At 59.4% G+C, this 13,916-nt stretch carries 12 protein-coding genes and 1 pseudogene; 8 read left to right on the forward strand and 5 right to left on the reverse strand.

What is annotated here, in order from left to right; genetic code table 11:
* Positions 1-94 precede the first annotated feature (94 nt).
* Positions 95-268: pseudogene (locus AC57B6_RS00145) on the reverse strand (lipocalin family protein); the annotation flags it as partial.
* Positions 269-574: 306 nt separating this feature from the next.
* On the opposite strand from AC57B6_RS00145, the gene imuA reads away from it, so the two are divergent.
* From imuA to AC57B6_RS00160, 3 genes are read left to right on the forward strand one after another with little or no spacing between them, the layout of a single operon-like run.
* On the forward strand, positions 575-1,414 hold the full coding sequence (imuA, locus tag AC57B6_RS00150; RefSeq protein WP_030103357.1) for a translesion DNA synthesis-associated protein ImuA: 840 nt from the start codon (positions 575-577) through the stop codon (positions 1,412-1,414).
* Positions 1,314-3,116 (forward strand): Y-family DNA polymerase, encoded by a 1,803-nt coding sequence (locus AC57B6_RS00155; RefSeq protein ID WP_496420506.1) that lies wholly within the window; start codon positions 1,314-1,316, stop codon positions 3,114-3,116. Before imuA ends, AC57B6_RS00155 begins: the two co-directional genes overlap by 101 nt.
* Before the next feature lie 5 nt (positions 3,117-3,121).
* Positions 3,122-6,721: an error-prone DNA polymerase gene (locus AC57B6_RS00160; RefSeq protein ID WP_496420507.1), complete on the forward strand. Its 3,600-nt coding sequence runs from the start codon at positions 3,122-3,124 to the stop codon at positions 6,719-6,721.
* Positions 6,722-6,756: 35 nt separating this feature from the next.
* Here the strand turns inward: AC57B6_RS00160 and AC57B6_RS00165 are convergent, their stop codons facing one another.
* Both AC57B6_RS00165 and AC57B6_RS00170 read right to left on the reverse strand, forming a co-directional pair.
* Positions 6,757-7,677, reverse strand: coding sequence for a dTDP-4-dehydrorhamnose reductase family protein (locus tag AC57B6_RS00165; RefSeq protein ID WP_183803558.1), 921 nt, complete (start codon positions 7,675-7,677; stop codon positions 6,757-6,759).
* A 13-nt stretch (positions 7,678-7,690) separates the two neighbouring features.
* On the reverse strand, positions 7,691-7,909 hold the full coding sequence (locus AC57B6_RS00170; protein WP_028200354.1) for a heavy-metal-associated domain-containing protein: 219 nt from the start codon (positions 7,907-7,909) through the stop codon (positions 7,691-7,693).
* Positions 7,910-8,032: 123 nt separating this feature from the next.
* Between AC57B6_RS00170 and cueR the strand changes: the two genes are divergently transcribed.
* The 3 genes from cueR (at position 8,033) to AC57B6_RS00185 (ending at position 9,479) form a co-directional block, all read left to right on the forward strand.
* Positions 8,033-8,455: a Cu(I)-responsive transcriptional regulator gene (gene cueR / locus AC57B6_RS00175; protein WP_028200353.1), complete on the forward strand. Its 423-nt coding sequence runs from the start codon at positions 8,033-8,035 to the stop codon at positions 8,453-8,455.
* 293 nt (positions 8,456-8,748) lie between these two features.
* Positions 8,749-8,895, forward strand: a complete 147-nt coding sequence (locus tag AC57B6_RS00180) for a DUF3563 family protein (RefSeq protein WP_074284875.1) — start codon at positions 8,749-8,751, stop codon at positions 8,893-8,895.
* Positions 8,896-9,125: 230 nt separating this feature from the next.
* Complete coding sequence (locus AC57B6_RS00185; protein ID WP_029673873.1) at positions 9,126-9,479, forward strand: hypothetical protein; 354 nt, start codon at positions 9,126-9,128, stop codon at positions 9,477-9,479.
* 2 nt (positions 9,480-9,481) lie between these two features.
* On the opposite strand, the gene AC57B6_RS00190 is transcribed toward AC57B6_RS00185, so the two are convergent.
* Together AC57B6_RS00190 and AC57B6_RS00195 are read right to left on the reverse strand one after the other, a co-directional pair.
* On the reverse strand, positions 9,482-10,327 hold the full coding sequence (locus AC57B6_RS00190) for a 23S rRNA (adenine(2030)-N(6))-methyltransferase RlmJ (RefSeq protein ID WP_028200351.1): 846 nt from the start codon (positions 10,325-10,327) through the stop codon (positions 9,482-9,484).
* A gap of 194 nt (positions 10,328-10,521) precedes the next feature.
* Complete coding sequence (locus AC57B6_RS00195; RefSeq protein ID WP_496420508.1) at positions 10,522-11,493, reverse strand: potassium channel beta subunit family protein; 972 nt, start codon at positions 11,491-11,493, stop codon at positions 10,522-10,524.
* A gap of 222 nt (positions 11,494-11,715) precedes the next feature.
* On the opposite strand from AC57B6_RS00195, the gene AC57B6_RS00200 reads away from it, so the two are divergent.
* Both AC57B6_RS00200 and AC57B6_RS00205 read left to right on the forward strand, forming a co-directional pair.
* Positions 11,716-12,513, forward strand: a complete 798-nt coding sequence (locus AC57B6_RS00200) for a 3-hydroxybutyrate dehydrogenase (RefSeq protein WP_028200349.1) — start codon at positions 11,716-11,718, stop codon at positions 12,511-12,513.
* Between the two features lie 10 nt (positions 12,514-12,523).
* Positions 12,524-13,762 (forward strand): DUF3734 domain-containing protein, encoded by a 1,239-nt coding sequence (locus tag AC57B6_RS00205; protein ID WP_496420509.1) that lies wholly within the window; start codon positions 12,524-12,526, stop codon positions 13,760-13,762.
* Positions 13,763-13,916: the final 154 nt, after the last annotated feature.

Here is a 13,916-nt window from a genome sequence, read left to right on the forward strand (position 1 = left end):
AATCGTCAGGCTCCCCTGCAGCATCAGAAACCCCACCCCACAAAGGTGGGGTTTCTGCGTTTACGCACCCCGGAAATACCGGCAGGCACGCCGCTCACTCCTTGCCGATCCGCAGCGCGTTCGCGTAACCCGTCAGTTCCAGATACGCCCGGCCCACGTCCGCACCGTTGCGGCTCACCCGCACTGCACCTTCCCAGTACACCGCGCCGGTCGACTCGCGCGAATCAAGTTCCTGATCGTCCATCAATGGATCGAGGCGCAGCATGAGCCGTCAGTTCTTGCGCGTATCTGCAGCATACATGCGTGAACTTTCGCTCCGTTCCTTCTGGAACATGGAAACTCCAGGCTTGCTAACGTAGTTGTTACGCCAAAGAGCAACTGCTCCCGCGGGTGAAAAACCTGCGGCCAAACAGCTTCACCCCTCGTCATTTCCCCCCTGCGGGCGCTTCTTCGCCTTGCTTTGTTTTCTTAACATTCCCCTCAAAATACTGTATAAATATACAGTAAAAGTCGTCGCTCCATGCTTGTTTGATGCCGGGCAGGGCGGAGTATTTCCTATGGAATGAGCGTGTCTATGGCAGCAGCGATTCATTTGGCGACAACAGAGCTGTCGTCGCAATTGCGGCGTCAGGTGTGGCAGGGCAATGAGCTTGCCGAGGCGGACTCGCGGGTGATTTCCAGCGGTTATGCCGCGCTGGATCAGCTGCTGCCCGGGCAAGGCTGGTCGGCTGGCGGTCTGACGGAATTATTGATTGAACACGAAGGAGTTGGCGAGTTGCGTCTACTGGCTCGTGCGCTCAAGCATCTCACGGCACAAGCCGAGCGGCACGTCATGCTCGTGGCGCCGCCTTACCAACCCAGTGCTTCGGCTCTGAGGGCCTGGGGTGTCGATGTCGAGCGTGTCTTATGGGTGCGTTCGAGTGAGGATCAGGCTCTTTGGGCCGCAGCTCAGGCATTGAAGCAGGATGGTATGGGCGCCGTGCTGGTATGGCTGCCGAATGCGCGCATCGATAAGGTTCGACGTCTGCAGGTCGCGGCCCAGGAATCGGCTTCACTCGCATTTTTGATTCGGCCTGTCGAGGCAGCAACGCAATCTTCGCCAGCGCCTTTGCGAATGATTTGCGAACCGCTTTTGCCGGCCAATGCGCAGACGATCAATCGTCGTCAATGGCTGCAGGAGATTGGTATTTCGATCGACATCTTCAAACGCCGCGGCCCGCCGCTAGCGGAGCCCCTGCGCCTTGTTTTGCCGTTACAAAGCGTCGTGTTGCCGGAAGGCGGAAGCGGCAGCAATCAAGGACGAGAAATCAAACATGTTGTGGATCGCAGTCACATTGCCACTCTTGTCGCTAGAAGCGGTGAAGCCTCTCGAGTCGCTCCAGGGTGGTTCACTCGCGAAGCCGAATCCGTGTGAGTCCGGCGACGAGACAAGCCAATCCTCAGGCGCTGGATACGTTACCGGGGAGCGCTGCTATGCGCTGGCCGATCACGCGCACATCCTGATGCCGGATTTTGACGCACTGCGTGCCGGTGTGCATGCGGGTCATTCGCGCTCGTACGCATTGGCTTTGGCCCCCGGTCTCAAGATGCTTGCCGCGGACACGTCCCGCGAAACCCAGGCGTTCGAAGCAATGGCGCTCGCTTTACTGACATACACGCCAAAGGTGTCGCTCGCGCATGCGCACACCTTGTTGCTGGACGTCGGCTCCGGTTTGCGATTGTTCGGCGGGTTGCGCACGTTGTTGTCACGGGTATCCGCGACGGTGGCCGAATTCGGTTATACGGCTCGCATCGCGTGTGCACCGACAGCTTGGGGTGCGTGGCTGTTGGCGCAGGCGCGCGCCAGTCGGGAGGGGCATCGTCGTTGGCATGTGGTAAAGGAAGCGTCGCTTGCACGGGTTCTCGATCGTTTATCCGTGTTGTTGCTGCCGGTTTCGCAGGCGAATCGCGATGCGTTTACGCATGTCGGTTGCACGACGCTGGCCGATTTGCGTCAGTTACCAAGGCACGGCGTCGTGCGGCGTTTCGGCAGCGGCATTCTGGATCTGCTGGCACAAGCATATGGCACCCGTCCGGATCCGCGCGAATCGTTTCGTGCGCCGGCATCGTTTCATGCTCAGTTGGAGTTGCCGTCGCGGGTTGATAACGCTGATGCACTACTGTTCGCCGCGCGTCGGCTGATTGTGCAACTGGCTGGATGGTTGAGCGCGCATCATGCCGCGCTTAGTGCTTATACGTTATTGCTTGAACATGAATTGGCATCCCGTCATGCGCCGAAGACGTCGAGTCTGAAGGTCGCGTGGGCCATACCGTCGCGTGACGCCGAGCATTTGATCTGGCTGTTGCGTGAGAAGTTGAATCAGACGGTTCTGGCGGCGCCCGTGATCGAGTTGAAGCTGGTCGCGGATCAGATCAGCGAGTGTGCAGGGCGGTCGGACACCTTGTTTCCTATGCCTGAATCAGACGGCGATTCGATCGCACGTCTGCTCGAACGCTTGAGCGCGCGTTTGGGGCCGGAGAACGTGCTGCAGATGTCGGAGCAGGACGATCATCGGCCCGAGCGGGCAATGCGCGTCGAGGCCTACCAGGCGCAAGCGTTTTCGCGCAAGAAGCGTTCGTCTACGAAGACAAAAATCAAAGCGGATAAAACCTGGCTGACCGATGAATTGCAGAACGCTGCATTGGAGAGCATGCGTGCAGACAACGATGCGATGAAGCAAGCGAAACAGATAGAACAGGTAGCAGGCACATCACACCCAGCGCACCCATCCCGGCAGTCTGGCAAATTGGGCGACGCTAAAAACAGTAGCCTATTCGTCACGCAATCAGCCGATGTCCAGGCTTCACTCGATCTGCCCGACAGTGCATTGCCGTCGCAGCCTCGTCCAGTCTGGATGCTCGATAAACCGCTGCGCCTGATGATGCGCGACCAGCGGCCGATCTATCGTCGGCCACTGAAAATGCTCACGCGCACCGAACGGATTGAAGCAGGGTGGTGGGACGGCAACCTCGTCGAGCGGGATTACTACATTGCGGCGGATGATCGTGGCCATATGTTCTGGGTGTACCGGGAACGTCTTGGCGATGGGTGGTATTTGCAAGGTTTGTTCGGCTGAGCATCATGGCGGATTCCCAGGCCTCAGGTTTATTGGAGCAGGCGTTTGCAGCCCAATTGCCACCCTATGCAGAACTGCACTGCCTGACTAATTTCTCGTTTCTGCGTGGCGCTTCGCACCCGCATGAACTGGTCGAGCAGGCGATGTCGTGCGGTTATAGCGCGCTCGCGATCACCGACGAATGTTCACTGGCGGGCGTGGTGCGCGCACATATGGCGGTGAAAGAAATCGAACAGGAGCGGGAGCGTCAACAGAAGGAGCGCGATGACAAGGCGAAAGCCGCGCAAACCGGAGCGTCTCTAGAGGAAGCAGCAAAGTCGACGGCCATAAAGCCAGCGGATTCCCAACAAGAAACCACCCAACAAGAAACCGCAGAGCAAGAGGCGTTAAAACCAATCCCTCACCTCATCATCGGCAGCGAACTCAATCTGACTGACGATGCAGGCGAACCATTCTGCACCCTGATTGCGCTCGCAACGAACCGCAATGGTTACGGCAATCTTTCCGAGTTGATCACGCTCGCTCGTTCTCGTGCGGACAAAGGCAGCTATCGCCTCAGTCCGTCCGACTTCACCGATTCGCTACCCCATCTCGAACATCTCAAAGCTTTGCCCGATTGCGTCCTGATCCTCGTGCCGCAGCGCACGGCGACGCTCTCGCACACCTTGCATTGTGCGCACTGGCTGGCATCTTTCGCGCCGCAACGCTCATGGATCGCACTCGAACTCTGGCAAACCGGCAGCGACGATCTTCAGATTGACGCATTGCGAATGATTTCAAAAGCGAGTGGTTTGCCACTGGTAGCAGCAGGAGGTGTCCTGATGCATGTGCGATCGCGCAAGCCGTTGCAGGACACCCTGACCGCGATTGGCCTCGTCACGCCGCTATCGGCGTGCGGTCACGCGCTTGAGGCCAATGCCGAACGACATATGCGCACTCGCGTGCGGCTCGGCAAACTGTATCCACGCGACACACTCGAAGAAACGCTGCGTATTGCAGCCCTGTGTCGCTTTTCGCTCGACGAGCTCCAGTACGAGTATCCAGAAGAACTGGTGCCCTCTGGTGAATCGCCATCAAGCTATCTGCGCAAACTGGTGATGGCCGGCGCGATGGAGCGTTGGCCGAAAGGGATGGATCTCAAGCGGATCAATCAGATCGAGAAAGAACTGCAATTGATCGCCGACCTGAAGTACGAAAAGTACTTCCTGACGGTGCAGGATATCGTGAGCTTCGCGCGCTCCAGAAACATCTTGTGTCAGGGACGAGGCTCGGCGGCAAATTCGATCGTGTGCTACTGCCTTCATGTGACGGAGATCGATCCGGTAAACATGAACATGCTGATCGAACGGTTCATCTCGCGCGCGCGTAATGAACCGCCTGATATTGACATCGATTTCGAGCATCAGCGTCGGGAAGAGGTGATTCAATATATCTATGGAAAATACGGCCGTCATCGCGCCGCGCTCACTGCAACGCTGATCACCTATCGCGCACGCAGTGCGCTGAAGGACGTCGGCAAGGCGTTGGGACTCGAAGCGTCGCTGATCGAGCGAATCAGCAAATCGCAGCAGTGGTGGGACGGCACGGATGCGGTCGCCAAATATCTTGCTGAAGCGGGTTTCGCTGCCAACTCGCACATCACGCAGAATCTGATTCGTCTCACCAAAGAGTTGCGTAACTTCCCGCGTCATCTATCGCAGCACGTCGGTGGCTTTGTGATCGCGAAAGACAAGCTGTCACGGCTCGTACCTATCGAGAACGCAACGATGAAAGATCGTAGCGTGATCGAGTGGGACAAGGACGATATCGATGCGCTCAAGCTGTTAAAAGTCGACGTGTTGGCGCTAGGCATGTTGTCGGCTATCCGGCGCTCGCTGGAATTCGTCGCCTTGCGCCGCGGCTTGCCGAAATTCAGGATGCAGGATATTCCGCGCGAGGACCGGGCCGTCTACGAAATGTGCGGTCATGCCGATACGATCGGTGTATTCCAGATCGAATCGCGTGCGCAACAAAGCATGTTGCCGCGCCTGAAGCCAAACAAGTACTACGATCTTGTGATCGAAGTCGCGATCGTGCGACCCGGGCCGATCCAGGGCGGCATGGTGCATCCGTATCTGCGCCGCAAACAGGGTCTGGAAGCGGTGGATTACGCGAAGGAGGAATTGCGTCCCGTGCTCGAACGCACGCTCGGCGTGCCGATCTTTCAGGAACAGGTGATGCACCTCGCGATGGTTGCGGCGAAATACACCGGGGAGCAGGCTGATCAATTGCGGCGCGCGATGGCCGCGTGGCGGCGCAGCGGCAATCTGACGAAGCATCAGAAGGATCTGACTGACCGTATGTCCGCGCGCGGTTACGAAAAAGAGTTCATCGACCGCATTTGCAAACAGATCGAGGGCTTCGGCGAATATGGTTTTCCTGAAAGCCATGCCGCGAGCTTTGCGTTGCTCGTCTACCTCAGCGCGTGGTTGAAACGTTATGAGCCGGCTGCTTTTCTGGCAGGATTACTGAACAGTCAGCCGTTGGGATTTTATTCGCCGTCTCAACTCGTGCAGGATGCCAGGCGTCACGGTGTCCAGGTATTACCGCCTGACGTGACCTTGAGCGATTGGGAGTCGACCTTCGAACAACGTGGCCATGAGGGGCAGCGGATTTCATCGAGCGAGACCTATTTGCGCCGTCAGCAGGGCGTGTTGTCCGCACAGCAATTTCGTGATCTGTCGTTGCGGCGCTTCACTGTGGCCCGGACGATCCGGCGCGCGGCGAAACAGCTGACCGCACGCGTATTTCAAGCGTCGAAAACCTATGGTGCACGCGGCCCGGCCGTGCGCATCGGCATGCATCTGATCAAAGGTCTTTCGCAGGTGGCCGCCGAACGCATCATGGCGGCTCGCTGCGACGCGCAGTTTACCGACGTCGACGATCTGACGCGTCGCGCGGCATTAACGCGGCGTGATCTCGAAGCGCTCGCCGCGGCGAATGCGCTGGTGAGCATCGCGGGCCATCGGCGCGAAGCATGGTGGGCGGTGACCGCGCAGCACGCGGTGCCCAGGCTGCTGCGCGATGCGCCGATCGCGGAAACGCCGTTGGCATTGCCGCAGGCAACCGAGAGTCGCGAGATCGTCGACGATTACGCGAGCATCGGTCTCACGCTCAATCGTCATCCGCTAGCCTTATTGCGCGAACGTCTTGCCCGACAGCGTTTTCGCACAGCGGCTGAGCTGGCGGTGTGCCGGCACGGTACGGTGGCGCGGGCCTGCGGCATTGTCACCGTGCGGCAGCGGCCCGGCACGGCAAACGGCACCGTGTTTGTTTCCATCGAAGACGAAACCGGTTCGATCAACGTGATCGTCTGGCCATCGCTGGTGGAAAAGCAGCGCAAGGTGTTGCTGGGTTCATCGTTGCTGGCGGTGTATGGCGTCCTGCAGCGTGATGACGGTGTTTCCACCGGCGGTGACAGCGCTGGCAACGCGGCGGACATGAACCAGGCAGGTAAGGCGAAACGGAAACAGAAGGGTGAAGTGATCCATCTTGTCGCGCATCGGCTTGAAGATCACAGCGAGTGGCTCGGCGAACTGGCCACGGCAAGCCGCGATTTTCATTGATGCGGACCTGCCGTGGTCGAGCGCGTTGCCGGGCGCTATGCTGCCGTCTCATCCCGCCATGGAAATTCGGCCAGCACTTGCCGGATCGCCACGTCGAAGGGTGTGCGGCGGCCGATACCAAGCGCCTCGAGCCGGTCCGAGGACAGATGACAGTTATGCGGACGCGGCGTCGCGTCCGCGGGCGTGTGCTGCGGCGTTATTTGTGCATCGAGTTGCAACGCGGCGGCCAACCGCACGGCGATTTCATATTTGTTCATCGGCTCGTCGCCCGACCATTGCACGATGCCGCGGATCGCCTCGCCACGTGCTTGCCATTCGAGCATCTGCCGGATCACAAACGCGACGTCCGGTGTGAAGGTCGGGTAACGAATCGCCCATGCGTCCATGACGGCGGCCTTGCCATCGCGTGAAGCCGACGCGGCAATCGCCGGCACGAGGCTCGTCACCGCGGATTCTGCCCAATCGACGATCGGCCCATACAGTAGCGGTAAACGCAGCACGCAGCCGAGATCGGTGGATTCCGTCAGCGCGCGCTCGCCTTCGAGTTTGCTCCGCCCATAGGCATTGAGCGGCGCGGGCACGGAATCGTGCTGATAGGGTGGGTGGGTGCCGTCGAATACGTAATCGGTCGAGATCGAGAGCGTCCATGCACCGCGACGTCCGGCTGCCGTAGCCAGAGTGCGCACTGCGTCGACGTTCAATGCCCGGGCGAGCGCCGGATCGTGCTCGCACACATCCGGCCGACGTTCCGCCGCCGCAATCACGAGTGCGTCCGGCGCTTCGCGCTCGATGAATTGCTCGACCGCGCGCGCATCGCGAATGTCCAGTGCAACGGTGTTCGGGCCCGGTCGGCTGAACGCCGTGGCGACAACTTGCCAACTGGCCTGCTGCGCCAGTTCGTTGACGAGCGCCCGGCCGAGCAGCCCGGAAGCACCAATGACGGCAACTTTGAACATGAAGGTCGCTCGCTTAACGGCCCGGGCCGCTGATTACGCCGGTCACCGTATAACCGGCTTCGTCGATGGCGCTCTTTAATGTGCCGGCCGGTTGCGTCGACTCGATCGCCACGCGCCCGGTTGCCAGATCGACCCGAACCTGAGCGGTGTCATCGTGTTCACGGATCGCATTCGTAACCGCTGCCACGCAATGCTGGCAGCTCATACCTTCTACCTGGAATTCGATCGTCATCGGGATTGCCTCGAAAAAATGAATGTTGCGACGGTTGAATTATGCCTGCCGGTGCGCAATTGGGTGGCTGACCTTCCCACAATGGGAAGGTGTACGATCGACGTACACACTGAGGAAACAGTCATGAATATCGGTGAAGCGGCCCGCGCGTCGGGCGTCACGGCGAAGATGATTCGCTATTACGAAAGTGTGGGTCTGCTGGCAGCGAAGGCGCGCACGAGCGCTGGCTACCGCGTATACGGGCCGCAAGAGGTCCATTCGCTGCGTTTTATCCGCCAGGCGCGCCGCCTGGGTTTTCTGGTCGAAGACATCCGCCGGTTGTTGGCGCTCTGGCATGACCGGTCGCGCGCCAGCGCCGAAGTAAAGGCGATTGCGCTGGAGCACGTCGCGGAACTCGATCGACGCATTGCCGAACTGACCGACATGCGCGACACATTGGCGCATCTGGCGGACCATTGCCACGGCGATGAGCGCCCAGATTGCCCGATTATCGAGCGGCTAGCCGACACTGATCTGGTGTCCGGGAAGGGCTGTCATCCGATTTAAACGCGTCGGTGCAACCCGTTGTGGGATTTGTCGCAACGGAACGTAAGAAAGCACCACGGCGGTGCAAAATAATTGGGGGCGCTATCGATTGTCTCGAGGCAGTCGTCTTGAATTCAGACAAATCAATGACTTAAGCGCACCGCAAGCGTGCACCATTCCAAAACGGAATGCACGTCATGCGGGCATTTCACTAGCAAGGTTGCACCATAGGGCTATAATTCGGGTTAACCCTTTTACGGGAAATCCCTGATGCAGAACTCACCGGGGATTCAATCTGATCCTTGGAGAACATCATGTTTGCATACGTACTTGAAAAGCTGAGCACCTGGTTTGAAACCGCAGAACGCAGCCGTCGTGAAGCCTATCTGGCGTCGTCGTCGGATATCGTTCAGCTCGAACAGCGCATCCGCTCGCTCGAAACCAATGGCTACTCGCTGTAAGTTTCAACTGCATCAAGTTTGATCCGGCAGCGCTCGTGCGCGGCCATTGCAGTAAAGTGTTGAGCCCCGTATAGACGGGGCTTTGTCACATCTGGACCGCGAAAATTTCACCGCAAATGGCGCTTCAAGTCGATCCATGGCCGATAACGACTAGCCTGGCGGCCGCCGTAGCGGTAAGGTAAGGCGTTTTCCACGCTATCCGGCATTTTCAAAACTCAACCGGTCTGCCCATGTTTCCTGTCCGCCTACTCAAGTCCATTCTGGTCATAACCGCCGCGACTTCGCTGACATCGGTTTTCGCAGTACCGGCGAGTTTCGCAGCGACAAGCAGCAACACCCGCAAACCGGTGATACTCGACTCACAGAGCGGTATCAACGACGGCCAAAGCGGCACGGTGCTGCAAACCGCACCGCTTTCGCGACAGCCGATCGTAGAGGCGCAGCCCATCGCCACGCCCACGGAGTTGGCGCCGAATTCGTCGCCGCCATTCATTGTCGCACCCTACATCCCGGTGCCTGCCGGCGGCGGCACGCCGTCTCCACAACCCTATCCGCAACCACGTCCCATGCCTCGCGGGCAATAAGCTCAATCGCCGCGATACTCCACCTTGAACTGTGCGGCCTTGTCCTCGCCGAGCGCCTGAACCAGCCAGGGCATCTGGTCTTTCAGCGTTTTTGCCAGCGTATACGGCGGATTCAGGATGAACATGCCACTGCCGAATAATCCGAAGCCGTCGGTCGGCGGATTGCTGACGGTCAGGCTCACATGCAACCAGTTACGCTCCTGCAGCTTCTTCAACTGATCGGGGAAGCGCTGCGATTCAAGCCGTCTGACCTGCGGGTACCAGACTGCATAGGTACCGGTCGGAAAGCGCTTCAGGCTTTCTTCGACGCAGCGTAGGGTGCGCGTGTAGTCGCGCTTGTCTTCGTACGACGGATCGAGCAGTACCAGCGCGCGGCGCGGTGCCGGAGGCAGTAACGCGAGAATGCCGTCGAAGCCGTCGCCTGCATAAAGCATTGCCCGGCGCCCCGCATCGCGGAAGTTATGGCGTAGTACGTCGATTTCAGTGGTGTGCAGTTCGAACAGGCGCATGCGGTCCTGTTCGCGCATCTGCCGCCACGCGATATAGGGCGAGCCCGGGTAGAAGCGCAACTGGCCGTCTGGATTCAGCGCGCTCACTTCATCGACGTAATCCGCGAAGACCGACGGCAGGTCGTTGCGTCCCCAAAGTTTGGCGATGCCGGTCTGGAATTCGCCGGTCTTGGTCGCGTAGCCTTCTTTCAGCGAATAGACGCCGGCACCCGCGTGGGTGTCGATATACCAATAGGCTTTGTCCTTCTGGCCGAGGTAGCGCAGTAGCTGCAACACGACGGCGTGTTTCAGAACGTCGGCGTGGTTGCCTGCATGAAAGGCGTGGCGGTAGCTAAGCATGATGAGGAGACGCTGAAAGAGGGCGTGCCGGTCCAAGGCGGATTCGGCGGTGCGGGTGCAATGCGGCAGCACAATAGAAGTGCAGCGCGGTCGCGTATTGTACGCGACGCCGCGCTGCGCCCTGCAGTGCGTTGCGCGTGGCACAGCCCTGATGATGCGTGGGCCATGTTCCGCGCGCTCCGGCGAACGTTGGCTCAGTCGTAGGCGTCGCCGATGATTTCCTCGATCCGTTGCTTGATCTCCGGGGTGATCTGCTCGGCTACCTCCGCCGATTTCATGTTTTCACCGATCTGTTCGACACGCGAAGCGCCGGTAATCACCGTGCTTACGTTCGGGTTCTTCAGAATCCATCCAATCGCCAACTGGCCGACCGTACAGTGGAGTTCGTCTGCCACTTCGCCGAGCTTGCCGACCACGTTGTTCTTGCCGGTGTCGGTGACCTGCTTGCGCAGCCACTCGTAGCCTTGCAACTGCGCGCGGCTGTCGGTAGGCACACCGTCACGGTATTTGCCGGTAAGCAGACCGGATGCAAGCGGGCTCCATGTGGTCAGCCCCAGGCCAATGTCCTCGTAAAGCCGCTTGTATTCCTGTTCCACGCGCTTGCGGTGGAACAGGTTGTATTGCGGCTGCTCCATGACCGGCTTGTGCAGATGATGCCGTTCGGCGATCTCATAAGCCGCGCGGATTTCGTCGGCGCTCCATTCCGACGTGCCCCAGTACAGTGCCTTGCCGCGCGTGATCATATCGCTCATCGCCCAAACGGTTTCTTCGACCGGCGTGTTCGGGTCAGGACGATGACAGAACACCAGATCGACATAATCGAGCTGCAGGCGTTTGAGCGACGTATCGATCGCGTTCAGCAGATATTTGCGGTTTAACGTGTGGTACTGGTTCGGCGCCTCGTTGAGACCCCAGAAAAACTTCGTGGATACCACATAGCTCACGCGTGGCCACGCGAGTTCCTTGAGCGCCTGGCCCATGATCTCTTCGGATTGGCCGCCGGCATACACCTCGGCGTTGTCGAAGAAGTTGACTCCCGCATCGCGGGCGGCCGCAAGCGACTCGCGTGCCGCGCGATGATCCACCTGATTGCCGTAGGTGACCCATGAGCCGATGGACAGTTCGCTGACTTGCAGGCCGGAACGGCCCAGACGTCGATAGTTCATGCATTCCTCCTTGGTAGTGATGCCGCCGGAATCCCGCTGAGACGTCTAGTTTAAAGAGATAAAGCCCGATGCGCGTTTTACCGATGTAGTTCACATGGTTCATGCACAATAGCAGCGTTGGCCGCAGTGCAGCATTCGGCCAAACGGCCTATGCCGTTTGGCTGACTTCACGCCGCCTGCGGCCCGTGGTCTCATTGCTCATCAACTGCATGGAGGTTCTGGATGTCGTCACTGAACACGAATCTGAATGGCAAGGTCGCGGTGGTTACGGGCGCCGCGAGCGGCATCGGCAAGCAGATTGCGCTCACGCTTTCTGCCGCGGGCGCGGCGATCGCGATCGCCGACCTGAACCAGGACGGCGCGAACGCCGTCGCTGAAGAAATCAGACAGGCTGGCGGAAAGGCAATCGGCATTGCGATGGACGTCACGAACGAAGACGCCGTCAACCAGGGTATCGACAAAGTCGCGGCCGAATTGGGCTCGATCGACATTCTGATTTCCAACGCCGGCATTCAGATCGTTAATCCAATCGAAAACTACTCGTTTTCCGATTGGAAGAAAATGCAGGCGATCCACGTGGACGGCGCCTTCCTCACCACCAAGGCCGCGCTCAAGCACATGTATAAAGACGATCGCGGCGGCATCGTGATCTACATGGGTTCGGTTCATTCGCATGAAGCGTCGCCGCTCAAGTCGGCCTATGTGACCGCCAAGCATGCGCTGCTCGGGCTCGCACGCGTACTGGCCAAGGAGGGCGCGAAACACAATGTGCGCTCGCATGTCGTGTGTCCGGGTTTCGTGCGTACGCCGCTGGTCGACAAGCAGATTCCCGAGCAGGCCAAAGAGCTCGGCATTAGCGAAGAAGACGTGATCAAGCGCGTGATGCTGGGCGGCACGGTCGACGGCATCTTCACCACGGTGGAAGACGTCGCGCAGACTGTGCTGTTTCTGTCCACCTTCCCGACTGCGGCGCTGACCGGCCAGTCCTTTATTGTGAGCCACGGCTGGTATATGCAATAAGGAGGCGCCCATGGCGCAACGCAATCTCAAACGGGCGCGCGCCGGCGCGCCCGGGGGCGGGGAAGGCGAGGGCGCCGGTCCGGCGCCCGTCGCGCATCCTGGCCCGCAACGCCATTTACCCAACTACGAAACCGTTGCGCTGATGCTGCAAGGCGGTGGTGCGTTGGGCGCCTATCAGGCAGGCGTCTTTCAGGGACTTTACGAAGCCGGTATCGAGCCGAACTGGCTCGCCGGTATTTCAATCGGCGCGCTGAATACCGCCATCATTGCCGGCAATCCGCCGGAAAAGCGCGTCGAGCGGCTACTGCAATTCTGGGAAACGATCTGCCAACCTGCGTTCGGGCCGCCGTTGCCGGCCTTTATCGAGCACGCACTGTTCAATTCCAGTGAAGCTGTTCGCAAGGCATTCACGGCGACTCAGGCCATGGGCGCGATTGTGGAAGGGCAAAAGGGCTTTTTCGTGCCGCGCTTTCCGCCGCCGCTGCCCACCGTCTCCGGGCCGCCGCAGTTGGCAAGCTACTACGACACCACGCCGCTCAAGGCGACGCTGGAGGCCCTCTGCGATTTCGATCGGATCAATTCCGGCGAGATGCGCGTATCAGTCGGGGCGGTGAATTGCGGAACAGGCAACTTTGCTTACTTCGATAACCGGCATACCAAACTGAGGCCGGAGCACTTCATGGCGTCAGGTGCGTTGCCGCCGGGTTTTGCGGCAGTTGAGATCGACGGCCAGTATTACTGGGACGGTGGCCTGATGTCGAACACGCCGCTCTATGAAGTGATTCAGACCACGCCGCGTCGCGATACGCTCGCATTCCAGGTTGACCTATGGAGCGCGATCGGCCCGGTGCCGGACAACATCACTGATGTTCAAGGGCGCATGAAAGACATTCAGTACTCGAGCCGCACGCGTCTCGTGACCGACATGCTGCAACGTTCGCAGCGTTTCCGGCATGTGCTGCGCGAGGTGCTCGATCGCGTGCCGTCTGACCAGCGCGACGATCCGTGGTGCAAGCTTGCGGAGGATCTCTCGTGTTCGAAGCGCTACAACGTGATCCACCTCATCTATCGGCAAAAGGAATACGAAGGGCACTTCAAAGACTTCCAGTTTGGCCTCTCCACAATGCGCGAACATTGGAGTAGCGGTCTGGAAGATATCCGCCATTCGCTGGCCCAACCCGATTGGCTCGACATGCCTGATAACGACGCGGGTTTTGTCACGCACGATATTCATCGGGATGCACGCTGAAATCCCCGTGACCTCCCCATGCATGGCGGCAACAGGCCAGATCGGCAACTAACGGCAACAAGCTGCATCGGCAGGTCGGTCACACGTCCAGCAGCAGCCGACCAATGAAAAACGGCGCCCAAATTGGGCGCCGTTTTTTCAAGCAACTTCAGCC

It is taken from the genome of Paraburkholderia sp. BGA-UO-ETr-F12 (genome assembly GCF_059567945.1).